The sequence below is a fragment of the Homoserinimonas sp. A520 genome (genome assembly GCF_054489245.1).
The window spans coordinates 107995-134025 of record NZ_JBTMWX010000007.1 but is presented as its reverse complement, the minus strand read 5'-3'; the positions used below and the strand labels follow the sequence as shown (position 1 = coordinate 134025).

The window sequence follows — 26031 nt, the reverse complement described above, 5'->3', positions numbered from 1 at the left end:
GCTGGAAGCATTCGCTCAGCTAGGTGGAGCGCTGCCCGACGGCTCGAGGAACTCGTCCCAGTCGTGGTGCTTCTTCACGTAGGCGGCGATGAACGAGCACACCGGCACGATCCGTTTACCGGTGCTCGCCGCATCATCCAGTACATGCCTGGCGAGCTTGGAGCCGAGGCCCCGTCCGCCGTACTCCTTGTCGATCACCGTGTGTGTGAACACGATCTGGTCGGGTGTGAGCATGTACTCGGCGAAACCCGCCACCTTCTCGCCATCGCGCATCTCGTAGCGGTTCTTCTCCGGCACGGCAACGATGGTGAACTCGTCCTGATCCTCGGCAGCATCCATGACTCGATTCAAGCATGTTCAACTGAATGAGGAGCGTGCTAGGACACGTCAGGCGGAATGTGCGCGCTGGCTGCTGACGCGCTTCGCATAGGACCGCGCTGCTCGAACCCGCGCACCGCACGCCGGGGTGCACCATTCACGTCGCGGGTGGTCTTTGAGGAAGAACAAATCGCAGCCCGGGCGTTCGCACATCCGCAGGCGTACGGCGTCCGACCCCGAAAACAGTTCGATTGCATCGGCGGCCAACGCGCTGAGCACCTGGTCGAGGGGCACCCCCGCGGTCTGCGTCGTCTTCTTGGCACCGGCGCCCGGCCCCCACGTCATCGACGTCCAACGTGGCGATAGAGCGGCCAGGCGGTTGGCGCAGTCGACATCGTTCTGGTCCGGGTCGTCTCCGGCGACCACACGAGCGGCGATCCCGCGCACCGCGTTGCGCAACTCGAGCAACGCATCCAGGTCATCCTGGAGGATCCGTACCTTGATGGCCGACGGTGCACCGGCGTCTGCCAGCCGGTCGGCCACCTGCCGTACCCACGCGGTCGCGTGCTCCGGTGAACCGAGAGCCTCTGCCGGCTTACCGCGCGTGGCGTAATAGGTGTTCATCAAGTCGAGCGCCAAGCCCTCGCCGAGGATGGGGGCGCCGCCCGCGTAGCCAGCTTGAATCATGTTCTTATGGTAACAGTAGTTTGCAAACGTAAGAAGAGTGTGATGGGGTGTCTAATGGCACAAGCCAATAGCAACCATAAGAAATCCCCCTCAGGAGCATCATGACACGCATCCCTCTAATCGATCCTGCTTCCGCCACCGGAGCCGCTGCAGAGCAACTCGACGCCACGCAGCAGGCGATGGGCGCGGTGCCGAACATGACGCGGGCCATGGTGAACAGCCCGGCCGCGCTGAAGGGCTACCTCGCACTGTCGGGCGCGCTCGGCCGTGGCGTGCTGCGTGCCGCCACTCGTGAGCGACTCGCTCTGGCGATTGCCGAGGCAAACGAGTGCGGGTACTGCCTATCGGTGCACACCTACACGTCCACCCATGTAGCGAAGCTCGACGAGGAAGACATCCTGTCGGCGCGTGAAGGCTCGGCCGCCGACCCGAAGGAGAACGCCATCCTCTCGTTCGCGCTCGCGGTGAATGCCACTCGCGGTGACATTGCCGATGCCGACTTCGAGGCAGCTCGCGCGGCCGGACTGGGCGACGCCGAAATCGTCGAGGTCATCGCGGCGGTCGGGCTGAACACGCTCACCAACTACTTCAACAAGGCGATGAAGACCGACATCGACTTTCCTGTCGTGCTGCCGGGCACCGTAGGCCAGGTCGATGCAGCGTAACGCCTCTGGGAGACTGGCCGACACGATCGTGAAAACGATCGGTCGGCCTTTCCCGCGGCCGGCCGAGGGTGCACTACCCGATGCTCAGGCGGCCTCAGGAGGCGGCGGCGGGTTGGAACAACTCGACGACATTGCCGGTCGTGTCCTCCACCAGAATCTGCTGCCCACCAGGGCCGACCACAATGTCGTTGCGGAAGGTGACTCCCGCCGCACGCAGCCGGTCTGCCTCGGCCGCGATGTCGTCCACGATGAGCTGGATGCGGTTCCATCCGCCCGGCTCGGGCTTGGTGCCGTCCGGCATAGGTCGACCTGCCGAGCTGGTCGGCCCGCTCAGCAAGAGCCGCAGCCTGCCGCGGATGACGTCGGCAAACGCGGGTGCCGCGCCCATCCGGAGGGTGAAACCGAGATGCCTGGTGTAGAAGTCGACCGCCTTCTCGACGTCGTCGACCAGGTAACGGACGTTGACCAGGTCTGCAAGGTTGTCTGACATTTCTAGCTCCTTTCCGAACTAGTCAGGGAATGTTCCAGCGTGGACAGCAGGAACCGGATGCGAGTGTTCAGTTCGTCCGTAGTGCGGACGAACGCTGGGTAACTGTCTTCGTCTTCTGCCGCGGCGACCGCGGGATCCGGGATGCTCCAATGCGCGACCGATGGTGACCCGGGAAACTCCGGGCAGACCTCCCGCACGCGATCGCACAGGCTGATGACGTAATCGAACCGCTGCTCGACAAACTCATTCAGGTGCTTGGAGCGGTGCCCACCGATGTCGATGCCACGCTCGCGCATCACCCGAACGGCATTGGGGTGCACGGTTTTGGGATGGCTTCCGGCACTGGCCACTTCGATCCGACCGCCACCGAGTTGCCTCAAGATCGCCTCGGCCATCTGGGACCGGGAACTGTTTCCGGTGCACAGGAACAGCACCCGGACGGGTGGCCGGGCCGGCCATCGGTCCGGGCTTTGCGGGGCACCCGGGCGCAACCGAAGGCCGGGATGGAGTGCGGCGCCGGCATCCGTCAGCCGCTCGCCGCACACGGCGAGGTCGAGGCTGTAGTAGCTGTCGCGCTTGTCGGCCGAGCTGCGCCGCATGCTCACCAGCCCGGCGCGACGCAATTGACTGAGGTGGTACGACGTCAGGCTCTGACCCTGGCCGGTCAGAGTGGTGAGTTCACGGACCTGGCGGTCGCTGCGGGCCAGCTCACTCAGCAGCTGCCACCGTATCGGGTGCCCGCCCAGGCGCAGGAACGCGGGCGGTTCTCCCGATTGTTGTACGGATGCTTCCGAGAACATGCGAACAGATTACATCAATCCAAATTGATGGATCAAGTGGATCCTGTTCTGACCTTCGAGTGCACATCGCACTAGTGCGAGAGTGGATGCATGCTGACACCCATCGTGATTCTCACCGGAGCGGGGGTTTCTGCCGAGTCCGGCATCCGCACCTTTCGTGCGGCGGACGGGCTCTGGGAGGAGCACCGCATCGAAGACGTCGCAACTCCGGAGGGCTATGCCGCCAACCCGCAGCTGGTGCACCGTTTCTACAACGAGCGGCGGCGCCAACTCGTCAGCGGGACCGTTCATCCGAACCCGGCGCACCTCGCCCTTGCGCGACTGGAAGCCGAGTGGCCCGGCGACGTGCTGCTGGTCACCCAGAACATCGATGACCTGCACGAGCGGGCCGGGTCACGCAACGTCGTCCATCTGCACGGCGAACTATTGCGGATGCGATGCGAGGCCTGCGACACCGTGCATTCGGTTGCCGGTGATGTGAGCGTCGACAGCCCCTGCCCTGACTGCTCAGCCACCGGCACCTTGCGCCCGCACGTCGTCTGGTTCGGGGAAATGCCGCTACAACTCGATGATATTTTCGCCGCGCTCAATGACTGTGGGGTGTTTGCCGCGATCGGAACATCCGGGAACGTCTACCCTGCCGCCGGCTTCGTGCAGGAAGCCCGCGCGGCGGGCGCTCGTACCGTGGAAATCAACCTGGAACCGTCAGCCGTTGCCACGTCCTTCGACGAGGTGCGGATCGGGCGGGCCGGCGAGCAGGTGCCCCGCTGGGTAGACGAGTTGCTCGCCGGCCCGGCGAGCGACCGGCTGGAGAAGGCGCTCGAGTAACGCGTACCTACCCCCTGATTGGCACGATTCTGCCGCTGACTTCCACGGTCACCGGCACATCCGTACGGCCCAGCGCTTCGGCAATGTCAATGCCGAGCTGCTCCAGCGAGCGGCCGGCCGGCAACTCGACAATGCCGATTGTGATCCCGGACCCGTCCACTGCTGGCGACCCCATCGCGACCTCCACTCCGCCAACCATCCCGGGTGTGGCGACCGCCAGCCTGACCAGTTCCGCAAGCTCCGCCGGGCGGAAGGCAGCCGACTGGATGACCACCGTCAATTCTTCTGGCGCTTCAGCGATCAAGCCCTGCAGCCGAGCGCTGGGCTCGCCGAACCAGGTGATGGTGACTGTGGACCTGTCCCTGGAGATTGCCGGCGAACCGAAGTTCTCATCGTCCCCGAGCTCCCTCTGCAGGCGATCGATCCACGTCATGGTCTCCGCGTCTATCGCACCCTGAAGGTACTCCTCGGGTATCTGGTCCTCGATCAGGATATTCGGCACAACCTCCATCGGAGCCGTACCGACGCATCCGGTCAGCGCCAGCGTGGCACCCAGCAGCCCAGCGACCAGTACGCCCGTTCCGCCCTTGAGACCCATGACTGCTCCTTATCGGTGGCCGCGACCGTTCCCGGCTCACACTAGCTAAGACGCATAACCAGTAGACAACGTTGGGTCGGCGCCCGACCAAGCCCGCGCGCCGTTATGTCGTGAGAGTGTGCTCAGCGAAAGCCAGCAACGAGTCGGCCACACCCGTCGGATTGCTGAGCGCCGCATAGTGGCCCCCGGCGATCTCTTCTGGGTCGATGCCGAGCCGTTCGCGAACCTGTCGTCGCATGAACTCCGCCGGGAAGAACGCGTCATCCCGGCACAGGATGGCCTTCGTCGGGATGACCGGATCCGCTACTCCCGGCCATGGGCGGGACATCCAGCTGCCCTGTTGGTCTCGCTCGTGGGTTCTTGCCTCCCGTGCCAGGGCATCCGGAACACCGTTGAAGAACGAGACGTCAGGGTCCTCATCGATCGTCTCGCGGTCATGCCCGGTGTTCGTCCACCACTGATCGAAGGTCTCGCCCGGCAGAGGGATCATGCCGGCAAGGTAGACGAGGCCGATCGCGCCCAGTGCCTCCGCGGCCAGCGGGGCGGTGAATCCTCCTAGCGAATGCCCGACGACGATCACATCTCGCCGTGTTCCCACCGCATCCACTACGGCCTGGGCGTAATCCTCCAGCCGCGCACCGTCATCTTCTATCGGCAGGTCAACGGCCACGGCTTCGTGTCCGGCCTCCTCCAGAAGGGCCGCGACGAAATGCCAGTCCCAGGCGCTTGACCCACCGCCATGAATAAGGGCGAAAGTGACCATCTGACCTCCGGATGTTCGTGGTTCACCAATTCTTTCGCAATCCGGGGTCAGACGACACGGCGTCGCCGTCAGTCGCGGGTGAACCGCGGGATCTCCCGACCGTTGACGACGGTGGTGCCGAAGAACATCTCCTTCGGACGAACCCACCACTCCCCCGACGGCGAGGCGTAGACGACCAGCGCCTCCTCCGTCTCACTGTGGCGCGCAACACCGAGCACCTGGTAGACGCCGCCCTTGAAGTGGCGGTAGCTGCCGGTGAGGTCTTCCGAATCCATGCCCCAACGATATCCACTGCGCTGTACTCTGCCTCCATGAACACCCACGACGAACCCGAGATCTCACTCCACCCCTGGAGCGCCGACGACCTCCCCGTCCTTGAGCGCAGCAACACCCCGGAGATGACCGTCTACATCGGTGGGCCGGAATCACCTGAGAAACTCACTGAACGTCAGGCCCGGTTCATGCGACTCTGGGAGTCCGGCGAGGCGCGGATGTTCACGGTCTCGGCAGCCGATGCGGCGGAGCGTGTCGGCTCGGTCGGGTACTGGACGACAACCTGGCATGGCGAGCCGGTCTATGAAACCGGGTGGAGCATCGCCACCGCCCACCAGGGTCGGGGAATCGCAACACATGCGTTGCGCAAGTGCCTGGAGTACGCGGCTGAAAACGGCGATCGGGACTCGATGCTGGCGTTCCCCCGAATCGACAATGGGGCATCCAACGCGCTGTGCCGAAAGCTGGGTTTCGCGTTCACCGGCGAAGAGGACTTCGAGTATCCGAAGGGCAACCCGATCCGGGTGAACGCCTGGCTGTTCGACCTCAGCCTGCTGCGAACCCGGCGGCTGGGCAGCGAGGACTGAGCTCGAACCTGTGTGTTTCCTGCGAATAGTTCGTCTACCCCCGTTCAGGGGGCCGTTTTGCTAGCGTCAGGCTCACGGTTCCAACGCCGTCATACGACGTTGGATTTTTGCTGTGATCGAAGGAGATCCAATGAAAGAGAATCGAAAGCTGCGCCGGGTGGCCATCGCCACCGGCGTGGGGCTGGTAGTCAGCATCGGCCTACCGGTCGGAATGGGACTGCCCGCCTACGCGGACAACGGGACTGACACCACCGAATTGCGCGACGCGGTCAGCGCCGAGAACATCACCGAACACCTGGAAGCGCTGCAAGCCATTGCGGACGCCAACGATGGCCACCGCGCCGCAGGCTCGGCCGGCCACGTGGCATCCGCCGAGTACGTGGAAGAACAGCTTCAAGCGGCCGGATATGACACGGTGCGGCAGCCGTTCTCCTATGACCAGTTCGTGGAGATCGGCTCGTCTCTCGAGCAGGTCACTCCGACGCCCACCGTCTATGTCGACCAAACCGACTTCGACACCATGGACTATTCGGGGGCAGGTGATGTCACCGCACCGGTTACGGCTGTCGACGTCAACCTGACCGGGGATCGCGCCTCGACAAGCGGATGTGAAGCGGAGGACTTCGCCGGATTCACCGCGGGGAACATCGCGCTGGTCCAGCGCGGAACCTGTGACTTCCGGGTCAAGGTCGACAACGCTGCTGCCGCTGGCGCCGCTGGCGTGATCATCTTCAACCAGGGCAACACCGAAGAACGCAGTGGACTCCTGTTCGGCACCCTGGCGACCCCACAGGCCGCCATCCCTGCGATGGGCACCACATTCGCGCTCGGCGAGACCCTCGCCGGTACACCCGGACTGACGCTGCGGATGCAGGTGGATGCGACCGTCCAGGAGATCGACACCTTCAACGTGCTCGCCGACACCGAGGGTCGCGATGACCGCACCGTGGTCGTCGGAGGACACCTCGACTCCGTGTCTGAGGGCCCGGGTATCAATGACAACGGCACCGGCATCGGTGCTGTCCTGGAGACGGCGATCCAGATGGCCGAATCCGGTGACGAACCAACCAACCGGGTGCGGTTCGCCTTCTGGAGCGGTGAGGAAGACGGGCTGGTCGGTTCCGACTACTACGTCTCCCAGTTGACGAAGGACGACATCAAGGATCACGCGCTGAACCTGAACTTCGACATGGTCGGATCGCCGAACTTCGTGCGCTTCGTCTATGACGGGGACGGTTCGGCCTTCGGCACCGCCGGTCCGAACGGCTCGGCGAACATCGAAGCGGTGTTCCTCGACTATTTCGCCTCGCAGGGCCTCGCCACCGAGGCGACGGCGTTCGATGGACGGTCGGACTACTTCGGGTTCATCAACAACGGGATCCCGGCCGGTGGACTGTTCACCGGCGCTGAAGGAACCAAGACCGCCGAGCAGGCAGCAATCTACGGCGGAACCGCGGGTGAGGCTTACGACCCGTGCTACCACCAGGCCTGCGACGACATCACCAATGTCAGCACCGAGGTTCTGGAGCAGATGGCGGATGCGATCGCACACGCCACCCAGACCTTCGCCGAGACGACGTCTGCTGTGAGCGGCACCGCCAAAGGCGGAGGCCAGGGCGCTGCCGACATGGAGATGAAGGGCAACCGATCGCTGCGTTAGGACGAACATAGGTACTGGCACGGGCCCCGCACTGTCGGGGCCCGTGCTCGGTTCCCCACCACGTTCGGGCGGCGCATAGTCTGGGATGGTCATCAACGCGAGGAGGCGGGCATGGCCGCTGCAGAGTACGACTTGATCGTTATTGGCGCAGGCCCGGTGGGCCAGAACGTCGCCGACCGGGCCAAACAAGGCGGCCTCAGCGTCGCCATCGTGGAGGCTGAACTGGTCGGCGGAGAGTGTTCATACTGGGCCTGTATCCCGTCGAAGACCCTGCTTCGCAGTGGCGCCGCCCTACGCGCCGCACGCCGAGTTCCTGGGGCGCGGGAAGCATCCGTAGGCGCTCTCGACACTGCCGCCGTCTTCGCCCGGCGAAACGAGTTCACCCACGACTGGACGGATGACCACGAAGCGAAGTGGCTCGCCGGCGCCGGCATCGAGCTGTTCCGCGGGCGTGGGCGCATCACCGGCATCAAGCAGGTTTCGGTGACTGCACCCGACGGCTCGGTCACCGAACTATCGGCCGCGCACGCCGTCGCCGTCACCACCGGAACGACGGCGCACATCCCCGAGATTCCAGGGCTGGCGGATGCTCGGCCTTGGACCAGCCGCGAGGCGGTGAGCGCGCAAAGTGCCCCAGCGAGCCTGGCCATCATCGGCGGCGGCGTCGTGGCGGTCGAGATGGCGACAGCTTTCACCAGTTTCGGCACCCACGTCACCGTCATCTCACGCAGCGGGCTGCTCGGAGGGATGGAGCCGTTCGCGGGCGAACGCATCATCGAATCGCTCACCCACCGAGGCGCGACCGTGCTGCTCGGGTCCTCCCCCACGTCGGTGAGCCGTTCGGACGCCGGAGTCTCGATCGAACTCTCCGCCGGCGTCGCGGTGACGGCCGAAGAAGTGCTGGTGGCCACCGGCCGCGCTCCGCACACCGCCGAGCTCGGCCTTGACGATCTTGGCCTCGGTAGTGCGGCGATCAGCAACGGCTGGCTGAACACCGACGACACCCTGCTGGTGGCCGGCACGGACTGGCTGTACGCCTGCGGCGACTCCAACCACCGGGCACTGCTCACCCACCAGGGCAAGTATCAGGCGCGCGCCGCCGGTGATGTCATCGCGGCGCGGGCAGCCGGCGCGACCATCGATGACTCACGCTGGGGAGCGCACGTCGCCACGGCCGACCATGAGGCGGTACCGCAGGTCGTCTTCAGCGAACCGGAGGTAGCCAGCGTCGGGCTCACCGCCACAGCTGCGCAGGAAGCCGGCTATGACATCCGTGTTGTCGACTACGACCTGGGCTGGGTGTCCGGCGCCAGCATTCATGCGGAAGACTACGAGGGTCGTGCCCGCATGGTCGTCGATGAGGAGCGTCGCGTGGTGCTCGGCGTCACGTTCGTCGGACCGGACGTCGCCGAGCTGATTCACGCGGCCACGATCGCCGTTGTCGGCGAGGTGACCATCGACCGCCTGTGGCACGCGGTGCCGTCGTTCCCCACCATGAGCGAGATCTGGTTGCGACTGCTCGAAGAGTACGGCCGTCCGGCCGCCTGACAGAGGTCTGGCGCTTCGGCGACCTTTCGCTTTAACATCGGTGTATGGCTCACGGGACCCGTGAGGCGCGATTAGCGGAGCTCTTTGTCACCCTGGCGGACACACTCGTCGGCGGCTATGACATCGTCGAACTGCTTCACCTGCTGGTCGAGGAGTGCTCAAGCCTTCTCGACGTCGCCGATGCCGGCATCGTGCTGGCCGACGAGGCGGGAAAGCTTCAGTTGATGGCGTCGAGCAGTCGGCGAAGCGACCGCTTCGAGGTGCTCCAGTTGGGCCTGAACGACGGACCGTGCGTCGAGTCCTTCGCGACGGGTGCCGTGGTCGTCGTCGAGGATTTCGATGCCGCAGACGGCCGCTGGCCCCAGCTTCGCGACTTCGCGCTCGCTCAGGGTCTTCGCTCGGTGCGTGCCGTCCCCCTGCGGCTACGGGAGTCAACGATCGGCGCCATGAACCTGTTCCGGGAAAGGCCGGGACGGCTGAACTCGGACGACGCGGCGACCGCCAAAGCGCTGGTGGATGTTGCCACGATCGGCATCCTGCACGAACGGACGATCCGAGACCAGGAGGTGGTGACGGCGCAACTGCAGCATGCGCTCCAGAGCAGGGTGCTGATCGAACAGGCCAAAGGGGTCGTCTCCCAGGCGCGCAACGTGCCGACGGATGAGGCGTTCCAGTGGCTTCGGGAGTACGCCCGGAACCACAATGTGCGGTTGCGCGAACTTGCTGAGGGCGTCATCACGCGACGCTTCAGCGTGTGACCCTCGCCTGCCCGGGCTGGGATTCTCCTGTGGGTCGATGATGCACCTCTCGGGGCAGGTGTATTTTGGCGGTAGTTGCTCCAGACACCGGCAGCGTGTTCGTTCCGCTGAGTCTGGAGGCATGATGGGCCCAACCGAGCACGTCGTCACCATTTCCAGGACGACGGCACCGAAGTCACGACAGGCCAGTGACTTCGTGGTCATCTCCGACCAGATCCGCGCCGCCGGCCTCATGCGCCGACGCTATGGGTACTACTGGGCAAAGCTCCTCGCCGTTCCGGTCGTGTTCGCGGCGTGCCTCGGCGCGTTCGTGATCATCGGCGACACCTGGTGGCAGTTGCTCCTGGCTGCCGTTTTCGCTTTCGTGTTCACCCAGATCGCTTTCCTCGGCCATGACGCCGCCCACCGGCAGATCTTCCGCTCGGGGAAGTGGAATGACTGGACCAGCCTGGTCATCGGCGACCTGTTCGTAGGAATGAGCTACGGCTGGTGGCAGCACAAGCACACTCGTCATCACGCGAATCCGAATCAGGAGGGCGCCGACCCCGACATCGAGTTGCCGGTGATCGCCTTCACTCCCGCGCAGGTGTCGCGCCACCACTCTCCGATGGTGTCGTGGCTGATCGCGCACCAGGGCTGGTTCTTCTTCCCCATCCTGCTGCTCGAAGGGCTTTCCCTTCACGCGTCGAGCGTCCGACGGGTGTTGGCGAGGGGGCCGGTGGCGCGTCGTCCAGTGGAGATCGTGTTCCTCGTGAGCCGGCTCGGGGGCTATGTGGCGCTCGTTTTCCTCGTGCTGTCGCCCGGGATTGCGGTGGCCTTCCTCGGGGTTCAACTCGGACTCTTCGGACTCTATATGGGGCTGGCGTTCGCCCCGAATCACAAGGGGATGCCGCTTGTTCCGCACGGCCTGAAACTCGATTTTGTGCGCCGGCAGGTGTTGATGAGCCGGAACATCCGCGGCAGTCGCGTGCTCGACTTGCTGATGGGCGGGCTCAACTACCAGATCGAGCATCACCTGTTCCCGTCCATGCCTCGGCCGCACCTCCGGCGCGCCGCCCCACTGATCGCGGCCTTCTGCCACTCGCACGGGATCAGCTACACGACGACCGGCCTGTGGCAGTCCTACGGGATCGTGCTCCGATACATCAACAGGGTGGGACTGGGCCAGAGGGACCCCTTCGAGTGCCCTCTCCTGGCCCAGCGACAAGCGCTAGGAAAATGGGAAGGAGACGAGCCAGAGCACAGAGAAAAAGTGAGTCAGGTGCACCCGGGCACCTAGGGCGTGTCCGGGTGTACCTCAGTTCCAGCGCCGCTGTCGACGATGCCGATGAAGCGGCTGCCGATTCCGTCGAACTCTCGGCGTTCGGTACCGGATGCCGCCGCGGGCAGGTCGTCGATGTCGTGGTGCGAGCAGACCAGGTAGGTGAAGGCCGGCCACCACTTCTTCGGGCGCGCCGCCTCCGTGTACCGGCACACATCGCAGGTCAACTGCACCCACACCGGTCGGGTGGTCGCCTTGCGGTTGGCACGGGACTGCAGCAGCCAGGCGGGAGGGTGGGCCTCCAACTCGGCGAACTCGTCCTCGCTCATCCGCGAGGGCAGGCCGTGCCGACTCGCCATTTCCAGCGGGATATCGAGGCGCTGGGCCGCCTCACGTCTGGTGATCATCACCGTCAACGATAGGTGTTCCGCGCCAGCGGCGGCGACGACGCCACAGGGACTCCCCACGAGGTTCATCCGCCCGGCAACTGCAAGGATGGGAACATGGTCGCCACTCCTGCCCTCGGACTGCTCCTCGACGTCGACGGGCCGATCGCCAGTCCCGTCACCCGCCGCGTGCCATCCGCGATCATCCGCGACCTCGCACTGCTGGCCGCAGCAGGCGTCCCGATCGCTTTCATCACCGGCCGCTCCCTTGCCTTCCTCCGCGACCACGTCGTCGCCGAGCTGGTCGAGCACGGCCTCGATTCGGACGCGCGCATGTACGGCGTGTGCGAGAAGGGCGCAGTGTGGTTCCCGATCGACGCTGACGGGCTCGGAACGGTGGAGCTTGACGCATCCGTGGCCATCCCGGCCCCCGTCGTCGACGCCCTGCGAGACCTGGTGCAGCGCGACTTCGCCGCCACCATGTTCTTCGATGAGACCAAGCAGGCAATGGTGTCGGTGGAACAGCGGGAGGATGTCGCCCACGAGAGCTATCGGGAAGCGCAAGCAGAGTTCAACCGCGCAGCATTCGACCTGTGCGCCGAACACGGGATCGGTGTGGAGTACGGCGATGAGAAGGCTCCGGATGCCCGTGGCCAGGTTCCCTTCCGGATCGAACCGACCATCATCTCCACCGACATCGAGTCGATCACGCTCGACAAGGACCGCGCAGCCGAACGCGCCCTCGACTTCTTCGCGGGGAACGGCCCATTGCCAGTGCTCTGGCGTTCGGTCGGCGACTCGCGAAGCGACTACCTGATGGCCGACCACCTCCACTCGGTCGGCCACGATGTCGCCCACATCGACGTACGCCCCTCCGACGGCATGCTGGATCGCCCATACCCGGTCATCGCCATCGGCGAGTTGATCCACGACGATGCGGGCGCCGCCTTCCTCGACTACTGGGTGGAGAAACTCGACCTGCGCTGAACGGTGGCCGGCATTCGGGTCAGATCGTGAAATCGCCGAGCGGGTGGTTTTGCTGCAGCGCCTCGATGACGGCAGGCGAGACCAGCGCCGCCCACTTCCCGTAGGTCGCGCTGGTTCGATAGCGCTCCGTCGGCTCCGCCCGAGGGTGGAACGGAATGAACGTCGCCTGCGGCCACTGTGCACACACGCGAGCCGATTCGCGGTCAAGGGAGCGCGCATGCAGCTCGGCGAAGAGCCCGAACCGGTTGTCCAGGGTCGTGACCAGCCGAACCGGCTGAATGCCGACCACCAGAATGCGCGTGCCAGCCGCCGTGCGGCTATCGATGTCCTCGATGAGCGTCGACAGAGCGTTACGCCAGGCGCGGGTGGACGTTCGCCTGATGGCATCCGTGACCCCCACGAACAGCAGGATCGCATCGTAGGCAGTGAGGTTCGAGTCCCGAATGCGGGAAGGCACCTCGGCGGCCCTGAGGTCCGCCTCGGCAATCAGGTCGACATCGACCCCGCGGCCGGTGGCGCCGGAAACCTGCCGACCGAGGTGCCCCACGATACCGAGCTCATGGCTCAACACACCGAACCCGACGGTGATGCCGCCGCCGACAATCAGCAGGCGATCGGGATCAGGCCCCGGGATGTGCACCACCGGCGCATCCGTCGGCTTCGGAAGCATGCTCGAGGCAATGCCCGCACGAAGCAAGAAGAACGGCGACCACAGGCGGAACGCAGGATCCAGCAGCCGCTGAAGCAGGCGGGTCATTGTTGGATCCTATCGGCAGCAGACTTAGCACCGAAGGCCTCCTGACTTTCGGAGCACCCACAGGTACTCTGGTGTTGAGTCATCCGGCTCCGAAGGAGGAACCATCATGGCCGACAAGTCACCGAAGAAGTCGAGCACCAAGACCGCAGCAAGCAAGTCGTTGAAGGAGAAGCGCGCCGACAAGAAGGACAAGGCGAGCAAGCGCAAGGACGACTAACACGAAAAACCTCGAGGGGCCGGGCGGCAACACCCGGCCCCTCAGCCGTGTCCGGAGGCTTTCCGCGCTGCGGCTATCCTGTGGAAATGCGCCCTATGGAAACGCGCCCACCGGGAAGCCCCGCGAACCTGAAGCCGCTCCGGGTCGCGATCGTCCCCGGCGTGAACCCGGGCAAGTGGACCACAGCGTGGTCCGCGAGGCGGAACACCCCGATCGAGGTGACTCCCATCGCTGAGAGTGACCAGCGCTCCGCGCTCATCGAGGGGCGCGCCGATATCGCGTTCGTACGCTTGCCGATCGACCCCGACGGGCTCAGCGTGATCCGCCTCTACGAGGAAGTCACGGTCGTCGTGGTGCCGAACGAGCATCCGATCTCCGTGTTCGACGCCGTCACCACCGCCGACCTGGATGGGGAGACCATCCGCTCGGAACCGCTGGAGGACGCCATCGACCTGGTTGTGGCGGGCGCTGGCATCCTGGTGCTCCCCCACTCCCTGGCGCGGCAGCACGCACGACGCGACCTCGCCACGCGCCCGATCACGGATGCTCCGGCGACCCAGATCGCCATCGCCTGGATCACCGACGCCACGACGGAGGACGTGGAGGAGTTCGTCGGGATCGTGCGCGGCCGCACCGCAGCCAGCTCACGGGGAGCATCGCCTGCGAAGACGGCCGAGCCGAGCCCCCGCAAGCAGCCGGCTCGCCCGACTGGCAAGAAGCCTGCGGTCGACCGGAAGAAAGGCCGCCGCCCCCGTTAGATCGGCCCGCCCGCGCTAGACCGGCCGCGCCGCTGCCGCTGCCCGAGCCGCTGCGGGAAGGGCGTCAAGGATGCGACCAATGGCGTCATCGTCCATCGCGCCATTCACGAACCAGGCCTCGAACACCGACGGCGGCAGCGAGACTCCGGCGCCCTGCATCGCGTGGAAGAACGGCGGGTACCGGAAAGCCTCCTGGCTCTTCACCTCGGCATAGTTGCGGGGCGAATCCTGCAGGAAGGCGAACGAGAACAGGTTTCCAGCCCGCTGAACCACGTGGGTGACCCCTTCAGCGGCCAGTGCGGAGGAGGTCGCTGCCGCGAGCTGGTCGGCTACCGCATCCAGCCGGGAGTACAGCTCCGGAGTGGTCTGAATGAGAGTGGCCAGGCCCGCCGCCACTGCGACCGGGTTTCCGCTCAGCGTCCCGCCCTGGTAGACCGGTCCGGCCGGGGCCAGGTGGTCCATGAGCGCGGCCGAACCACCCAGGGCGGCCAGCGGCATCCCGCCGCCGACGACCTTGCCGAAAGTGAACAGGTCAGGCTGGTAGTAGCCTCCCGTCGCGGTCTCCAGTCCCCACCAGCCTGCGCTCCCTACGCGAAAACCGGTCAGGACCTCGTCGAGGATGACCAGTGCGCCGTGGTCGTGGGCGAGCTCGCAGAGCGCGGCGTTGAAGCCGGGCTCGGGAGCGAGCACGCCCATGTTGGCTGCTGCCGCCTCGGTGATGATCGCGGCGATCCGGTCGCCGTGCTCGGCGAACGCCAACCGCACGGCTTCCAGGTCGTTGTACGGCAGCACCAGCGTCTGCGCGGCCACGGCAGCGGGAACCCCGGCAGAACCGGGAAGCGCCAGGGTGGCAACACCTGAACCGGCCTCGGCCAGCAGCCCATCCGAGTGACCGTGGTAGTGGCCGGCGAACTTCACCAGGAGGTCACGACCGGTCGCACCCCGAGCGAGGCGGATGGCCGTCATCGTCGCCTCGGTGCCCGTCGATACGAGACGCACCCGCTCGACGGCCGGCGACATCCGCTCGCAGACCAGTTCGGCGAGTTCCGTCTCTCCTGGCGTCGATGCGCCGAACGACAGCCCGGATGCCGCGGCGGCCTGCACCGCGGCGACAACTGAGGGGTGGGCGTGGCCGAGGATCGCCGGTCCCCAGGACGCGACGAGGTCGACGTACTGCCGCCCCTCGACATCGGTGACGTACGCACCGCTCGCCGATACGAAGAAGCGTGGGGTGCCGCCCACCGAGCCGAACGCCCTCACCGGGGAGTTGACCCCACCCGGGATGGCAGCCTGCGCCCGGGCGAAAGCAGCCTCGTTGGTCAGCGCGGTGTCGGTCAGCGGCGTGCTTGTTGTCTGGTCTGTCATTGTTTGTTCCCCATGGTTCGGCGCAGTGTGCCTGCGAGTTCCGTCGCCCAATAGGTGAGCACGGCATCCGCGCCCGCCCGCTTGATGCTGAGCACGCTCTCTTCGATGGCGCGGTCGCGGTCGATCCAGCCGTTCGCTGCAGCGGCCTCAACCATCGAGTACTCGCCGGAGACCTGGTACGCCCACACCGGGACCTCGCTGACGGCTGCGGCATCCGCCAGCACATCGAGGTAGCTCATCGCCGGTTTCACCATGACCACGTCGGCGCCCTCCGCCACATCGAGCAGGATCTCCCGAACGCCTTCGCGCCGGTTCGCAGGATCCAGCTGGTAGCTGCGACGGTTGCCGACCAGGCTCGAGTCCACGGCCTCACGGAACGGACCGTAGAACGCCGACGCGTACTTGGCGGCGTAGCCGAGGATGGCCGTGTCGGTGAAACCGTCAGCGTCGAGCGCCTCCCGTACCGCTGCGACCTGGCCGTCCATCATTCCGCTGAGCCCGAGAAGGGCGGAACCGCTGGACGCCTGGGCGATCGCCATCTCGCGGTAGCGATCCAGCGTCGCGTCGTTGTCGACGCGTCCATCCGCGTCGAGCACCCCACAGTGTCCGTGGTCGGTGAATTCGTCCAGGCACAGGTCGGTCTGCACGACCAGACGCTCGCCCACCTCGGCCACCACCGCGCGGGTCGCAACGTTGAGGATGCCGTCTTCGTCGGTGGCGCCCGACCCGATCGCATCCTTGTGCTCGGGAACCCCGAACAGCATCACTCCGCCGATACCGGCATCGGCGGCCTCGGACACCGCCTGCTTGAGGCTGTCGATGGTGTGCTGCATCACGCCAGGCATCGACGCGATCTGTTGCGGTGACCGGATGCCTTCACGCACGAACAGCGGCAGCACCAGGTCGGCCGGATGCAGGCGAGTCTCGGCGACCTGCCGTCGCATCGCTGGGCTGGTGCGGAGTCGGCGGGGGCGGATGCTCGGTCCGGTTGTCATGGAGTGACCTCAGTTGTGGTGGGTGGAGTTGTGGTGGGTGAAAGTGCTGGTGGATTCAGTAGTGCTGGTGAATTCAGTAGTGACGTAGTCGCTGAGGGCTTCGACCAGGCCATCAGCAGTGCTGGTCTTGGCGACCACGTGCACCGGCAACCCGGCGGAGCGGGCGCCGGTTGCCGTGCTCTCGCCGATGCAGGCGACGATCGTCGTCGCGGGAACCGCGTCGCCTTGCCCGGCGACGGCCCGAGCGACGCTGGCAGAGGTGAGCAGCACTGCAGCGAAACCGTCATCGCACCACTGCCTGCGGGTGTCGTCATCCCAGCGGAGAGCGATGGTGTTGTACGAGGCAACCGCCGTGACATCCAGTCCCCGAGCGGTGAGCCCGTCAGCGAGCGTGGGTTCGGCGATCGCCGATAGCGGCAGTAGCACAGTGCCCGACGACACCGGCCACTCCGCGACCATCGCCTCTGCGGAAAACGCGGCCAATGGCATGAAGTCGACGCGGAATCCAGAAGTCTCCATCGCGTGACGGGTGCCCGGTCCCACCACTGCGACCCGGGTGCGCTCGGGGATCCGCACCTGGTGCTGCACCAACGTCTCGACAGCCGTGGCGCTGGTCAGCGCGACCCAGTCGAACTCGCCGGCCGACAGCCGCGCACAGGCATCCGTCACCGCCAGTGGGTCGGCCGGTTCCGAAAACTCAATCGCCGGCGCAATCACCGGAACACCCCCACGAGCCGAGACGGCGGCGGCAAGGCGGGCGCCAACGTCGCCGCCTCGGGGTACGAGCACCCGCAGGCCGGAAACGCCACTGGTTTCGACCATCACGCCAGTGGGGCGAACTCGGCCGCCCCTTGGGCGAGCAGCTCATCGGCGACCCGTTCACCCAACTCCTGGGCAAGGGCGTCGCGTTCGGCTGGTGAACCTTCAAGCACGCCGGCGTGGGAGCTGGTGAGCGATTTAGTGCCGTCGGGGCTCAGGACGGTCGCAGTGAGCAGCAGCAGGCTGGTGTCGATGACCGCCGTCGCGCCGACGGGTGCAGCGCATCCGGCCTCCAGCCGAGCAAGGACCGCCCGCTCCGCGCTTGCGGTCAGCCGTGAGGTGCTGTGGTCGATCTTCTGGAGGACGTCCGCGATCCCACGAGGGACGGAGGTGCGCACTTCAAGGGCAAGCGCGCCCTGCCCCGGCGCTGTCGGCCACTGGGACAACTCGAAGAACTGGCTGACAGACTCCAGCCGGCCCAGCCGGGTGAGCCCAGCGGCAGCCAGCACGACAGCATCCAGGTCGCCCTCGCTGACCCGGCCGAGCCGGGTGTCCACGTTGCCCCGGATGTCGAGAATCTCGAGGTCGCTCCTGGCGGCACCCAACTGGGCTGCCCGCCTGGGGGACCCGGTGCCTACCTTGGCGCCGACTGGGAGTGTGTCGAGTACCAGCCCGTCCCGCGCGACCAGGACGTCCCTGGCATCCGCCCGCTTCGGCGTGGCGCCGATCCGAAGCCCGGGAACCGGCGCCGTCGGAAGGTCCTTCAGCGAATGCACGACCAGGTCGCATTCGCCCGCCAGCAACGCTTCCCTCAGGGCACTGGCGAACACCCCGGTGCCGCCCAGGCTCGACAGGGATTCCTGAGAGGTGTCGCCGGAGGTGGTGATCTGCACCAACTCGACCTCACGCCCGGAAGTCCGGGCGATCTGGTCTGCCACGGCGCCCGTCTGCGCCATGGCGAGGGCACTGCGCCTGGTGCCGATGCGGATCGTTCCGGTATCTGTGGTCGTCATGGTGCCAATCCTGCCAATGCTGGTTTGAATCCGAGTCGAACGTTCTCACAGCACCCGGGCCGGCAGACGTCGTACCACGGACCGAGTTCGGTCAGGGCCGGCCGCTCGGCGACCGGCGTCCCCTCGATCCGCTCGACGACGAGGTCGACGAGACCGGAGACGAATGCCGCATGCACCCCCGGGGTGGGAACGCGCACGGCGGCCAGGCCGAGACCCTCCGCCGTCTGCAGGGCTTCCGTGTCGAGGTCCCACTTCACTTCGAGGTGGTCGCTCACGAAGCCGAGAGGCACGATCACGACAGCCTTGATGCCGGCGGATGCCAGCTCCGCAAGCTTGTCGTTCACGTCCGGCTCCAGCCAGGGCATCGCCGGCGGACCGGAGCGTGACTGGTAGACGAGCGTCCAGCCCTCCGCGCGATCGGCCATGACAACCTCGGCGACCGCTTGATGCTGAGCGGCATAGGCGCCTCCTGTGCCGAACTCGCGCTCGGCCGGGCCGCTGCGCTCTGCGTCGGTGGTGGGAATGCTGTGGGTGCTGAAGAGGACGTGCACCTGGTCTGCCGTGAAGCCGTCGGCTTCGAAGGCTGCCAGCGCCGAGTGGGTGCCTTCGACGAATGGGGTCACGAATCCAGGATGGTCGAAGAACTGCCGCACCTTGTCGATCCGCATCACGTCGTTCAGCCCGGTCTCATCCAGTGCCAGCGCGAAGTCCTCACGGTACTGGCGGCAACTGGAGTACGAGCTGTAGGCACTCGTCCCGATCGCGATCAGCCTGCGGTGGCCGGCGTCATGGGCTTCGGTGACGGCATCGCGCAGGTACGGCATCCAGTTGCGGTTGCCCCAGAAGACCGGCAGGCGGATGCCGCGGCGCCCCAGTTCGGCCTCGATGGCAGCCTTCAGCGCCCGGTTCTGGTCGTTGATCGGGCTCACCCCGCCGAATGCGCGGTAGTGGGTGGCCACCTCTTCCAGGCGTTCCTCCGGGATGCCGCGGCCGCGGGTGACGTTGCGGAGGAACGGGATGACATCGTCCTGGCCTTCCGGGCCGCCGAACGACGCCAGCAAGATGGCGTCGTACGCCGTCGGCTCTGTCACGTGCTCGGGGCCGCTGGCTGCAGCCTCGGTCGCGCCGGCAACGAGACTCAACTCAAGACCTCGACCAACTCCTGCGGGGTGACACGCCGGCCGGTGTAGAACGGGATCTCTTCGCGCACGTGCAGCCGGGCATCCGCCTGGCGCAGGTGCCTCATCAGGTCGACCAGTTCGAGCAGGTCGTCGGCTTCCAGTGCCAGCACCCACTCGTAATCGCCGAGCGCGAAGGCAGCGACCGTGTTGGCCAGCACGCCGGGGAAGGCGCCGCCCATGCGCCCGTGGCGGGCCAGCATCGCCTTGCGGTCGTCAGCCTCCAGCAGGTACCACTCGTAGGACCGCACGAAGGGGTAGACGGTCAGCCATTCGGCCGGTTCCTTGCCTCGCATGAAGGCCGGCACATGGTTGTGGGAGAACTCGGCGTCACGGTGAACGCCCATGGTGTTCCAGGTCGGCGTGAGCGGCGCCAGGATGGCGGTGCGACGCAGGCGCCGCAGCGCCGACTGGATGCTCTGGGGCGAGACCCCGTGCAGCCACAGCATCACGTCGGAGTCGGCTTTCAGTCCGGACACGTCGTAGATGCCGCGGAGGGTGACCCCGGTGGCCTCCAGCTCGGGAATGACGGCAGCGAGTTCGGCAGCATCCGCCTCGGTGGGCATCGCCTGGCCGGGGGTTCGCCGGAAGACCGTCCACAGGGTGTATTCGGTCTCCCCCGCCGGCGGTGTCGTGACCGCGTTGGCGAGCGGTGCTGGTGAACTGGAGGGTGCGGTGCTGGATGATGCGGTGCTGGCTGATGCGGTGCCGCTGTGGCTGGTTGTCATGCCTTCAATCATCCTCCAGACCCGCTGGTGTTCCTGCCAGTTCACTGAGAAGGCCGCCAGCCTCCCGCCGTGCGTGGCTGATGACCGCGGCCAGACCCGTTCCGGCCACCGACTCCCCGATGGCGATCACCCCATCAGGCACCGGAACTGCGCTCGGACTCGACGACCACGCGACCCGGGCGAATCCCTCCACCGCCTCCGGCGGAATCGCCACCCCCAGCAGGTGTTGGGCATCCGTCCTGGCGAGCTCAGCGAGGCCTGTCGAATCGAGATTCGTCGCGTTCAGGTCGGACGAGGATTTCAGATCGGATGAGCCCAAGTCGGAAGAGCCCAGGCGTGCAGGGTCGTAGGAGAGCCGCAGAACGTGACGATGCTCCCCCACCGACTCGGCGAGCCAGCCCCACTTCGCTGTTGCGTGAGTCAGCGCCTTCGCCGAAACGGTCGCCGAACCGGACTCGACGAGCAAACCTGTGCCGCGCGGCGCGTCGTCGAGGGCCGGAAGCCTGACAACCAGGGTCGCCAGGACGATCGGCGAACCGTCCGTCCCGGCCGCCGAGGTGAACACCGCGTGCCGCGCCTTGATCCGCTCCCCCGCTGCGGTCGTCACGCCGTCGGTATCGACCGATTGCACCGTGCAGCCGAACCGGGTCTCCCCGCCGAACGACACAACATCATGGTGCAACTCCGCTGCCAGGCGATGGATGCCGCCGCGGATGCCGCCGACGCTGGTTCCTGCTGGCGCGGCTTCCCGCAGAACGAGCACGGCTTTGGCCAGCGAATCGTACCTGCGCAGGCCCCTCCTGAGGCCGGGTGCCACCCGGTCTACCTCCACATCGTCCGGATGCCGTGAGTGCACGCCGCTGACCACTGGGGCGACGAGTCGGTCGAGCACGCGTCGTCCCATGCGCTTGCGGACGAGGGGCCCGAGGTGTGTCTCGCGCCCTCCGAACACGCCCGGGATGAGGGAGTCGAGCTGGGCACGGAATGCGCCGGCGAGGCCGATGACGTCGATCACATCCGTTGCCATCGGTGTGGCGGGGATTCCCAGCAGGCTTGTCCGGGGAAGCGGATGTGCTGAGCCGTCTTCGCGGTACAGCCACGCCCCGGCCGGATCCGGTGACTCCAACTGGTCGGCGAGGCCCAGCTCCCGGATCAGCGCAGCGACCGTGTCCCCACGGGTCGCGTAGCTCTCGGCTCCGGCGTCGAGTTCCACGCCGGCAACGGTATGGCTGGTCACCTTCCCGCCGACATTCTCGGACGCCTCCAGCAGCAGCACGGACAGTCCGCCCATGGCCAGGTCGCGCGCGGCCGTCAGCCCGGCGATCCCCGCCCCGACGACGATGACGTCATGGTCAGCCACGGGAGTGGACGAGCTCGACGATCCTGGTCAGCACCGCCGGGTCGGTGTCGGGCGGAACGCCGTGGCCGAGGTTGACCACGTGAGATGGAGCTGCACGACCGCGCTCGATCACGTCGATGACGTGGCTCTCCAGCGCTGCCCACGGCGCAGAGAGCATCGCCGGGTTGATGTTCCCCTGAAGCGGAACGCGGTCGCCGAGCCGATGGCTGGCCTCATCCAGGGGTGTGCGATAGTCGACGCCCATCACATCCGCCCCCACCTCGTGCATGGCGTTCAACAGCTCGCCTGCTCCGACGCCGAAGTGCACGATCGGCACCCCGAGGTCACGCACATGGCTGAGAGCCTGTGCCGAGAATGGGGCAACACGCTCGCGGTAGTCCGCGACGCTGAGAGAACCGACCCAGGAGTCGAACAATTGCGCCGCACTCGCACCGGCAAGCATCTGAGCCTTGAGGAACTGCCCGGTGACATCCGCCGCCCAGCCCAGCAGCGCGTCCCAGGTCTCCGGGTCGGAGTGCATGAGCGCTCGCGCCCGCAGGTGGTCCTTCGACGGCCCGCCTTCGACGAGGTAGGCCGCGAGGGTGAACGGTGCGCCGGCGAAGCCGATCAGGGGTGTATTGCCCAGTTCTGCCACGGTGAGCGCTACGGCATCCGAAATCGGCGCCAGTGAAGCCTCATCGATCGGCCGCAACGCTGCAACGTCAGCCGCGCTGCGGATGGGGGAAGCCAGCACCGGTCCCTTCCCAGGCACGATGTCGACCTCCACCCCGGCGAGTTTGATCGGAACCACGATGTCGCTGAAGAAGATCCCCGCGTCAACGCCATGACGCCGCACCGGCTGCAGCGTGATCTCGCTGGCCAGTTCCGGGTTCAGGCAGGCGTCGAGCATGGCTGTTCCCACCCGCAGGTCGCGGTATTCCGGAAGGGAACGGCCGGCCTGGCGCATGAACCAGACCGGAAGCCGATCGGGCCGCTCGCCCCGGTAGCTCCGGATCAGTGCGGAGTCGGCGGTGCGGCCGTCGAGGAGTGGATGGGTGGCAGGCAGGCGCGCAGAATCAATCACCTGTCAAGTCTGTCATCTTGGTGGACGTACCCTAGATGGGTGCTCGTTTGTTTCACCGCCAACCACCATCTCTCCAGTTTCGACATCCTGGAGTCGTTGGCGGCCCACGATTCCGGTAGTACCGAGTCCGTCCTGCGTGGGATCGCCGGGGTGAACGGCGCCGTGGTGCTGTCCACCTGCAACCGTTTCGAGGCCTATCTCGAGGTGGCAGACACCGTACCGGCAGCCGACCTGAGGGCATCCGTCCTCCAAACTCTCAGCAACTCCACAGGCATCCCGACCAGTGCGCTGGAGAACTCGATCGGCACGCTTCAGGAGGCGGATGTCGCGCCTCACCTTTTCGGCGTATCGGCCGGCCTGAAATCCGTGGTCATCGGTGAGGACGAGATCGCCGGCCAGGTGCGCCGGGCCCTGGAGCAGGCGCGGGCGGTCGGTGGTGCCTCCTCGGGCCTGGAGCGGTTGTTCCAGGCGGCGTCCCGAACCTCGAAGACGGTGAAGTCGACCACGGCGGTGGGTCGGGCAGATCGGTCATTGGTGCGCCTCGGGCTGGAGCTGGCATCCAGCCGAATCGCCGACTGGGTGGAAACCCGGGTGCTGTTGATCGGAACGGGGCAGTACGCCGCCACCACCGTCGCAGCCCTCCGCGACCGTGGTGCTGAAGACATCATCGTCTACTCCCCCTCCGGTCGGGCCGCCCAGTTCGCCGCTCGGCTCTCCCTCACGGCAGCCGAGTCCCTCGAGGCGGCCGTGGCACAAGTCGACCTGGTCATCGCCTGCACCAGCCGAGAACTACCGGTGCTCACCGGCGCCGAGTTGTCATCGGGCCGGCACCGCCTCATCATCGACCTGGGCCTGCCCCGCAATGTCTCCCCCGAGGTGGCGTCCCTTCCCGGCATCGAACTTCTCGACCTCGAGACCATCCGCCTGCACGCTCCGCTTGAGGAGCTCAGCGCCACCGAGGACGCCCACGCGGTAGTCGACGATGCCGTCCAGTCATTCAGCACGAAGGAAGCCGAACGCAGCACGGCAATGGCGGTCGTCGCCCTGCGCAAGCAGGTGCTGGCGACGCTCGAGACTGAAATCGAGCGGTCGAGGAACCGCGGCACCTGGAGTGCACAAAGCGAAGCCGACCTTCGCCACTTCGCCGGGGTGCTGCTCCACGGACCATCGATGCGTGCCCGGGAACTTGCACGGTCCGGTCGCGGCGACGAATTCGTCGGCGGTCTGGCCGCCGTGTTCGGAATCGAGCCGAAGGAGTCTGCGGCATCCGTCGTCGCATCCGAATCGGGTGAAGGCGAGCTGCTCGCCTAATCCCCGCTTGCCTAACTCCCTGCTTGTCTAACCGCGCCGCAGCAGGTCGATCCTGGCCTGCAACTGGGCGACGCTGGCCTGCGGAACGGCTGGGCCACCCACCCGCCGCCGCAACTCGGCGTGGATGATGGCGTGAGGTTCGCCGGTGCGCTTCGCTCGTGAGCCAACCAGGGAGTTCAGCAGGCTGCGCTGCTCCTTCAGGTTGCGGTAGAGCGGTGGCGGCTCGTCCGACACGACTCCGCGCTCCTCCGCCTGCCGCTTGCGATCGCCGACCCGCCTGGATTGCCGCGCCTGTCGGGCGCGCAGGAGGTCTCGCACCTGGTCGGGCTCGAGCAGCCCCGGAATGCCGATGAAGTCGAGCTCCTCCAGGCTGCCGACGTCTGCGGCGAAACCGAACTCGCCGCCGTCATACAGCACCCGGTCGAAGTTGGCATCGGATGCCAGTGGCTTGAAGTCGAAGAGATCCGCATCGGCGGAGGCCGACTCCGAGCGGTTCGCCTCATCCAGCGAATCGTCGTCGAGCAGGATCTCCTCGAGCCCGTCACCGGTGTCGCGATCGAGCGCGTGGTCGCGCTCCAGTTCCAGCGCCTGTGCGAGTGCGGTGAGCGCGGGAACGCTGGGGAGGAAGATCGACGCCGTTTCACCGCGGCGGCGGGTACGCACGAACCGCCCGATCGCCTGCGCGAAGTAGAGCGGCGTTGAGGCGGAGGTCGCGTAGACCCCCACGCCCAGGCGCGGGATGTCCACGCCCTCGGACACCATGCGTACCGCCACAATCCACCGGCTTTCGGCCGCCGCGAACTTCGCGATCCGATCGCTCGCCGCCTTCTCATCGGAGAGCACAACGGTCGGCTTCTCCCCGGTGATCGATTGCAGGATCTTCGCGTAGGAGCGCGCCGCATAGTGGTCGGTGGCGATGACCAGGCCGCCGGCATCCGGAATGCTGTGACGCACCTCGGTCAGGCGTCGGTTGGCCGCCCGGAGCACCGACGGGATCCAGTCCCCCTCGGGGTCGAGGGCCGTTCGCCACGCCTGCGCAGTGACGTCCTTGGTATCGCCCTGCCCGAGGCGTGCCTCCATCTCGTCGCCGGTGCGGGTGCGCCAGCGCATCTTCCCGGCGTAGGAGAGGAAGATCACCGGGCGAACCACACCATCGGCCAGCGCGCGCCCGTACCCGTAGGAGTAGTCGGCCCGCGAAGTGCGGATGCCGTGCTCGTCAGGGTGGTAGGACACGAACGGGATGGGCGAGGTGTCCGACCGGAATGGCGTACCGGTGAGCGACAATCGTCGCGCTGCAGGCTCGAACGCCTCGCGGATGGCGTCGCCCCAGCTCAGCGCGTCACCGCCGTGGTGCACCTCGTCGAGGATCACCAGGGTGCGGGCACCCTCGGTCATGGTGCGATGGAGGCTCGCGCGGGTCGCCACCTGGGCATAGGTGACGGCAACGCCGTGGAAATGGCGCCCATGCCAGCCGTGGGCGTTCTTGAACGCGGGGTCGAGGCGGATGCCCACGCGATGGGCTGCATCCGCCCACTGCCGCTTGAGGTGCTCAGTCGGCGCGACGACCGTCACCCGGTTGATGGTCCCGTTGGCCAGAAGCTCGGTCGCAATCCTCAGGGCGAAGGTGGTCTTGCCTGCTCCCGGCGTCGCGGCGGCGAGAAAGTCCTTCGGGCTGGTGTCGAGGTAGAGCTCCAGGGCCTCCTGCTGCCAGGCCCGCAGCTTGTCGGCGGTGCCGCGGGCGGCACGTTCGGGGAAGGCCGGAGAGAGGTGTTCCGCTGCCGAAGTGCCGACCTGATGGCCGAAAGAAAGGGGAGCGCTCACCTGACAAGACTCTACCGGCACCGGGTGACAACGGACTCCGCGACAGCGGAGTCCGCGGCCATGGGTGCCAACGACAATGGGCCCCGCGGCATCGCCG

The 26031-nt window shown here is 66.6% G+C and carries 28 protein-coding genes; 10 read left to right on the top strand and 18 right to left on the bottom strand.

Annotation, left to right across the window (positions count from 1 at the left end):
* Nucleotides 1-15: 15 nt before the first annotated feature.
* Together ACX3PH_RS14860 and ACX3PH_RS14855 are read right to left on the bottom strand one after the other, a co-directional pair.
* On the bottom strand, nucleotides 16-339 hold the full coding sequence (locus ACX3PH_RS14860; protein WP_459093467.1) for a GNAT family N-acetyltransferase: 324 nt from the start codon (nucleotides 337-339) through the stop codon (nucleotides 16-18).
* Nucleotides 340-387: 48 nt separating this feature from the next.
* Nucleotides 388-1005 (bottom strand): CGNR zinc finger domain-containing protein, encoded by a 618-nt coding sequence (locus ACX3PH_RS14855; protein ID WP_459093466.1) that lies wholly within the window; start codon nucleotides 1003-1005, stop codon nucleotides 388-390.
* 101 nt (nucleotides 1006-1106) lie between these two features.
* On the opposite strand from ACX3PH_RS14855, the gene ACX3PH_RS14850 reads away from it, so the two are divergent.
* Complete coding sequence (locus ACX3PH_RS14850; RefSeq protein WP_459093465.1) at nucleotides 1107-1670, top strand: carboxymuconolactone decarboxylase family protein; 564 nt, start codon at nucleotides 1107-1109, stop codon at nucleotides 1668-1670.
* Between the two features lie 94 nt (nucleotides 1671-1764).
* Here the strand turns inward: ACX3PH_RS14850 and ACX3PH_RS14845 are convergent, their stop codons facing one another.
* On the bottom strand, nucleotides 1765-2160 hold the full coding sequence (locus tag ACX3PH_RS14845; protein WP_459093464.1) for a VOC family protein: 396 nt from the start codon (nucleotides 2158-2160) through the stop codon (nucleotides 1765-1767).
* A gap of 2 nt (nucleotides 2161-2162) precedes the next feature.
* Nucleotides 2163-2960 (bottom strand): arsenate reductase/protein-tyrosine-phosphatase family protein, encoded by a 798-nt coding sequence (locus tag ACX3PH_RS14840; protein ID WP_459093463.1) that lies wholly within the window; start codon nucleotides 2958-2960, stop codon nucleotides 2163-2165.
* A 90-nt stretch (nucleotides 2961-3050) separates the two neighbouring features.
* Here ACX3PH_RS14840 and cobB point away from each other — a divergent pair, with 90 nt between their 5' ends.
* Nucleotides 3051-3788 carry a Sir2 family NAD+-dependent deacetylase gene (gene cobB / locus ACX3PH_RS14835; RefSeq protein WP_459093462.1) on the top strand — a complete coding sequence of 246 codons (738 nt, stop codon included), beginning with the start codon at nucleotides 3051-3053 and terminating at the stop codon, nucleotides 3786-3788.
* A 7-nt stretch (nucleotides 3789-3795) separates the two neighbouring features.
* Here cobB and ACX3PH_RS14830 read toward each other — a convergent pair whose 3' ends face one another.
* The 3 genes from ACX3PH_RS14830 to ACX3PH_RS14820 form a co-directional block, all read right to left on the bottom strand.
* Nucleotides 3796-4386 carry a hypothetical protein gene (locus tag ACX3PH_RS14830; RefSeq protein ID WP_459093461.1) on the bottom strand — a complete coding sequence of 197 codons (591 nt, stop codon included), beginning with the start codon at nucleotides 4384-4386 and terminating at the stop codon, nucleotides 3796-3798.
* Between the two features lie 103 nt (nucleotides 4387-4489).
* The gene (locus ACX3PH_RS14825) at nucleotides 4490-5149 is read right to left on the bottom strand and encodes an alpha/beta fold hydrolase (protein ID WP_459093460.1); all 660 of its coding nucleotides are present in this window, start codon (nucleotides 5147-5149) and stop codon (nucleotides 4490-4492) included.
* A 68-nt stretch (nucleotides 5150-5217) separates the two neighbouring features.
* On the bottom strand, nucleotides 5218-5424 hold the full coding sequence (locus ACX3PH_RS14820; RefSeq protein ID WP_459093459.1) for a DUF1653 domain-containing protein: 207 nt from the start codon (nucleotides 5422-5424) through the stop codon (nucleotides 5218-5220).
* A gap of 36 nt (nucleotides 5425-5460) precedes the next feature.
* Between ACX3PH_RS14820 and ACX3PH_RS14815 the strand changes: the two genes are divergently transcribed.
* From ACX3PH_RS14815 to ACX3PH_RS14795, 5 genes are all read left to right on the top strand, one after another.
* Nucleotides 5461-6009 carry a GNAT family N-acetyltransferase gene (locus ACX3PH_RS14815; RefSeq protein ID WP_459093458.1) on the top strand — a complete coding sequence of 183 codons (549 nt, stop codon included), beginning with the start codon at nucleotides 5461-5463 and terminating at the stop codon, nucleotides 6007-6009.
* A gap of 130 nt (nucleotides 6010-6139) precedes the next feature.
* Nucleotides 6140-7669 (top strand): M28 family peptidase, encoded by a 1530-nt coding sequence (locus ACX3PH_RS14810; protein WP_459093457.1) that lies wholly within the window; start codon nucleotides 6140-6142, stop codon nucleotides 7667-7669.
* Between the two features lie 111 nt (nucleotides 7670-7780).
* A complete protein-coding gene (locus ACX3PH_RS14805) occupies nucleotides 7781-9217 on the top strand; it encodes a dihydrolipoyl dehydrogenase family protein (RefSeq protein WP_459093456.1) in 1437 nt (478 codons plus the stop codon).
* A gap of 44 nt (nucleotides 9218-9261) precedes the next feature.
* Nucleotides 9262-9975 carry a GAF and ANTAR domain-containing protein gene (locus ACX3PH_RS14800; protein WP_459093455.1) on the top strand — a complete coding sequence of 238 codons (714 nt, stop codon included), beginning with the start codon at nucleotides 9262-9264 and terminating at the stop codon, nucleotides 9973-9975.
* 124 nt (nucleotides 9976-10099) lie between these two features.
* Nucleotides 10100-11254: a fatty acid desaturase family protein gene (locus tag ACX3PH_RS14795; RefSeq protein ID WP_459093488.1), complete on the top strand. Its 1155-nt coding sequence runs from the start codon at nucleotides 10100-10102 to the stop codon at nucleotides 11252-11254.
* Here the strand turns inward: ACX3PH_RS14795 and ACX3PH_RS14790 are convergent.
* Complete coding sequence (locus tag ACX3PH_RS14790) at nucleotides 11251-11643, bottom strand: hypothetical protein (protein WP_459093454.1); 393 nt, start codon at nucleotides 11641-11643, stop codon at nucleotides 11251-11253. The genes ACX3PH_RS14795 and ACX3PH_RS14790 overlap by 4 nt on opposite strands.
* A gap of 96 nt (nucleotides 11644-11739) precedes the next feature.
* Between ACX3PH_RS14790 and ACX3PH_RS14785 the strand changes: the two genes are divergently transcribed.
* Entirely contained in the window at nucleotides 11740-12609 is an 870-nt protein-coding gene (locus tag ACX3PH_RS14785; RefSeq protein ID WP_459093453.1) for an HAD family hydrolase, read from the top strand.
* A 19-nt stretch (nucleotides 12610-12628) separates the two neighbouring features.
* Here the strand turns inward: ACX3PH_RS14785 and ACX3PH_RS14780 are convergent, their stop codons facing one another.
* Nucleotides 12629-13366: an SGNH/GDSL hydrolase family protein gene (locus tag ACX3PH_RS14780; protein WP_459093452.1), complete on the bottom strand. Its 738-nt coding sequence runs from the start codon at nucleotides 13364-13366 to the stop codon at nucleotides 12629-12631.
* A gap of 303 nt (nucleotides 13367-13669) precedes the next feature.
* Between ACX3PH_RS14780 and ACX3PH_RS14775 the strand changes: the two genes are divergently transcribed.
* Nucleotides 13670-14341 (top strand): LysR substrate-binding domain-containing protein, encoded by a 672-nt coding sequence (locus ACX3PH_RS14775; RefSeq protein ID WP_459093451.1) that lies wholly within the window; start codon nucleotides 13670-13672, stop codon nucleotides 14339-14341.
* Nucleotides 14342-14356: 15 nt separating this feature from the next.
* Here the strand turns inward: ACX3PH_RS14775 and ACX3PH_RS14770 are convergent, their stop codons facing one another.
* The 8 genes from ACX3PH_RS14770 to hemE are packed head-to-tail and all read right to left on the bottom strand — an operon-like array spanning nucleotide 14357 to nucleotide 22802.
* On the bottom strand, nucleotides 14357-15706 hold the full coding sequence (locus tag ACX3PH_RS14770; RefSeq protein WP_459093450.1) for a glutamate-1-semialdehyde 2,1-aminomutase: 1350 nt from the start codon (nucleotides 15704-15706) through the stop codon (nucleotides 14357-14359).
* Nucleotides 15703-16701, bottom strand: a complete 999-nt coding sequence (gene hemB, locus ACX3PH_RS14765) for a porphobilinogen synthase (RefSeq protein WP_459093449.1) — start codon at nucleotides 16699-16701, stop codon at nucleotides 15703-15705. The genes ACX3PH_RS14770 and hemB overlap by 4 nt, the downstream gene beginning before the upstream one ends.
* A gap of 9 nt (nucleotides 16702-16710) precedes the next feature.
* Nucleotides 16711-17523, bottom strand: a complete 813-nt coding sequence (locus ACX3PH_RS14760; RefSeq protein ID WP_459093448.1) for a uroporphyrinogen-III synthase — start codon at nucleotides 17521-17523, stop codon at nucleotides 16711-16713.
* Nucleotides 17523-18473 carry a hydroxymethylbilane synthase gene (gene hemC / locus ACX3PH_RS14755; RefSeq protein WP_459093447.1) on the bottom strand — a complete coding sequence of 317 codons (951 nt, stop codon included), beginning with the start codon at nucleotides 18471-18473 and terminating at the stop codon, nucleotides 17523-17525. Before hemC ends, ACX3PH_RS14760 begins: the two co-directional genes overlap by 1 nt.
* The gene (locus ACX3PH_RS14750) at nucleotides 18470-19615 is read right to left on the bottom strand and encodes a ferrochelatase (RefSeq protein ID WP_459093446.1); all 1146 of its coding nucleotides are present in this window, start codon (nucleotides 19613-19615) and stop codon (nucleotides 18470-18472) included. The genes hemC and ACX3PH_RS14750 overlap by 4 nt, the downstream gene beginning before the upstream one ends.
* Nucleotides 19612-20379 carry a hydrogen peroxide-dependent heme synthase gene (gene hemQ, locus ACX3PH_RS14745; protein WP_459093445.1) on the bottom strand — a complete coding sequence of 256 codons (768 nt, stop codon included), beginning with the start codon at nucleotides 20377-20379 and terminating at the stop codon, nucleotides 19612-19614. Before hemQ ends, ACX3PH_RS14750 begins: the two co-directional genes overlap by 4 nt.
* A 4-nt stretch (nucleotides 20380-20383) precedes the next feature.
* A complete protein-coding gene (locus ACX3PH_RS14740; protein WP_459093444.1) occupies nucleotides 20384-21739 on the bottom strand; it encodes a protoporphyrinogen/coproporphyrinogen oxidase in 1356 nt (451 codons plus the stop codon).
* Complete coding sequence (hemE, locus tag ACX3PH_RS14735; protein WP_459093443.1) at nucleotides 21732-22802, bottom strand: uroporphyrinogen decarboxylase; 1071 nt, start codon at nucleotides 22800-22802, stop codon at nucleotides 21732-21734. The genes ACX3PH_RS14740 and hemE overlap by 8 nt, the downstream gene beginning before the upstream one ends.
* 39 nt (nucleotides 22803-22841) lie before the next feature.
* Between hemE and ACX3PH_RS14730 the strand changes: the two genes are divergently transcribed.
* Nucleotides 22842-24113 carry a glutamyl-tRNA reductase gene (locus ACX3PH_RS14730; RefSeq protein ID WP_459093442.1) on the top strand — a complete coding sequence of 424 codons (1272 nt, stop codon included), beginning with the start codon at nucleotides 22842-22844 and terminating at the stop codon, nucleotides 24111-24113.
* Between the two features lie 27 nt (nucleotides 24114-24140).
* On the opposite strand, the gene ACX3PH_RS14725 is transcribed toward ACX3PH_RS14730, so the two are convergent.
* Entirely contained in the window at nucleotides 24141-25934 is a 1794-nt protein-coding gene (locus ACX3PH_RS14725; RefSeq protein WP_459093441.1) for a DEAD/DEAH box helicase, read from the bottom strand.
* Nucleotides 25935-26031 lie beyond the last annotated feature (97 nt).

Coding starts and splice junctions, on each gene's coding strand:
- ACX3PH_RS14850 (WP_459093465.1), top strand. CDS start 1,107: ATGACACGCATCCCTCTAATCGATCCTGCTTCCGCCACCGGAGCCGCT.
- ACX3PH_RS14800 (WP_459093455.1), top strand. CDS start 9,262: ATGGCTCACGGGACCCGTGAGGCGCGATTAGCGGAGCTCTTTGTCACC.
- ACX3PH_RS14780 (WP_459093452.1), bottom strand. CDS start 13,366: ATGACCCGCCTGCTTCAGCGGCTGCTGGATCCTGCGTTCCGCCTGTGG.
- cobB (WP_459093462.1), top strand. CDS start 3,051: ATGCTGACACCCATCGTGATTCTCACCGGAGCGGGGGTTTCTGCCGAG.
- ACX3PH_RS14770 (WP_459093450.1), bottom strand. CDS start 15,706: ATGACAGACCAGACAACAAGCACGCCGCTGACCGACACCGCGCTGACC.
- ACX3PH_RS14775 (WP_459093451.1), top strand. CDS start 13,670: ATGCGCCCTATGGAAACGCGCCCACCGGGAAGCCCCGCGAACCTGAAG.
- ACX3PH_RS14815 (WP_459093458.1), top strand. CDS start 5,461: ATGAACACCCACGACGAACCCGAGATCTCACTCCACCCCTGGAGCGCC.
- ACX3PH_RS14825 (WP_459093460.1), bottom strand. CDS start 5,149: ATGGTCACTTTCGCCCTTATTCATGGCGGTGGGTCAAGCGCCTGGGAC.
- ACX3PH_RS14790 (WP_459093454.1), bottom strand. CDS start 11,643: ATGATCACCAGACGTGAGGCGGCCCAGCGCCTCGATATCCCGCTGGAA.
- hemB (WP_459093449.1), bottom strand. CDS start 16,701: ATGACAACCGGACCGAGCATCCGCCCCCGCCGACTCCGCACCAGCCCA.
- ACX3PH_RS14760 (WP_459093448.1), bottom strand. CDS start 17,523: ATGGTCGAAACCAGTGGCGTTTCCGGCCTGCGGGTGCTCGTACCCCGA.
- hemQ (WP_459093445.1), bottom strand. CDS start 20,379: ATGACAACCAGCCACAGCGGCACCGCATCAGCCAGCACCGCATCATCC.
- ACX3PH_RS14795 (WP_459093488.1), top strand. CDS start 10,100: ATGGGCCCAACCGAGCACGTCGTCACCATTTCCAGGACGACGGCACCG.
- ACX3PH_RS14860 (WP_459093467.1), bottom strand. CDS start 339: ATGGATGCTGCCGAGGATCAGGACGAGTTCACCATCGTTGCCGTGCCG.
- ACX3PH_RS14785 (WP_459093453.1), top strand. CDS start 11,740: ATGGTCGCCACTCCTGCCCTCGGACTGCTCCTCGACGTCGACGGGCCG.
- ACX3PH_RS14810 (WP_459093457.1), top strand. CDS start 6,140: ATGAAAGAGAATCGAAAGCTGCGCCGGGTGGCCATCGCCACCGGCGTG.
- ACX3PH_RS14840 (WP_459093463.1), bottom strand. CDS start 2,960: ATGTTCTCGGAAGCATCCGTACAACAATCGGGAGAACCGCCCGCGTTC.
- ACX3PH_RS14805 (WP_459093456.1), top strand. CDS start 7,781: ATGGCCGCTGCAGAGTACGACTTGATCGTTATTGGCGCAGGCCCGGTG.
- ACX3PH_RS14820 (WP_459093459.1), bottom strand. CDS start 5,424: ATGGATTCGGAAGACCTCACCGGCAGCTACCGCCACTTCAAGGGCGGC.
- hemC (WP_459093447.1), bottom strand. CDS start 18,473: ATGACGACCACAGATACCGGAACGATCCGCATCGGCACCAGGCGCAGT.
- ACX3PH_RS14830 (WP_459093461.1), bottom strand. CDS start 4,386: ATGGGTCTCAAGGGCGGAACGGGCGTACTGGTCGCTGGGCTGCTGGGT.
- ACX3PH_RS14845 (WP_459093464.1), bottom strand. CDS start 2,160: ATGTCAGACAACCTTGCAGACCTGGTCAACGTCCGTTACCTGGTCGAC.
- ACX3PH_RS14855 (WP_459093466.1), bottom strand. CDS start 1,005: ATGATTCAAGCTGGCTACGCGGGCGGCGCCCCCATCCTCGGCGAGGGC.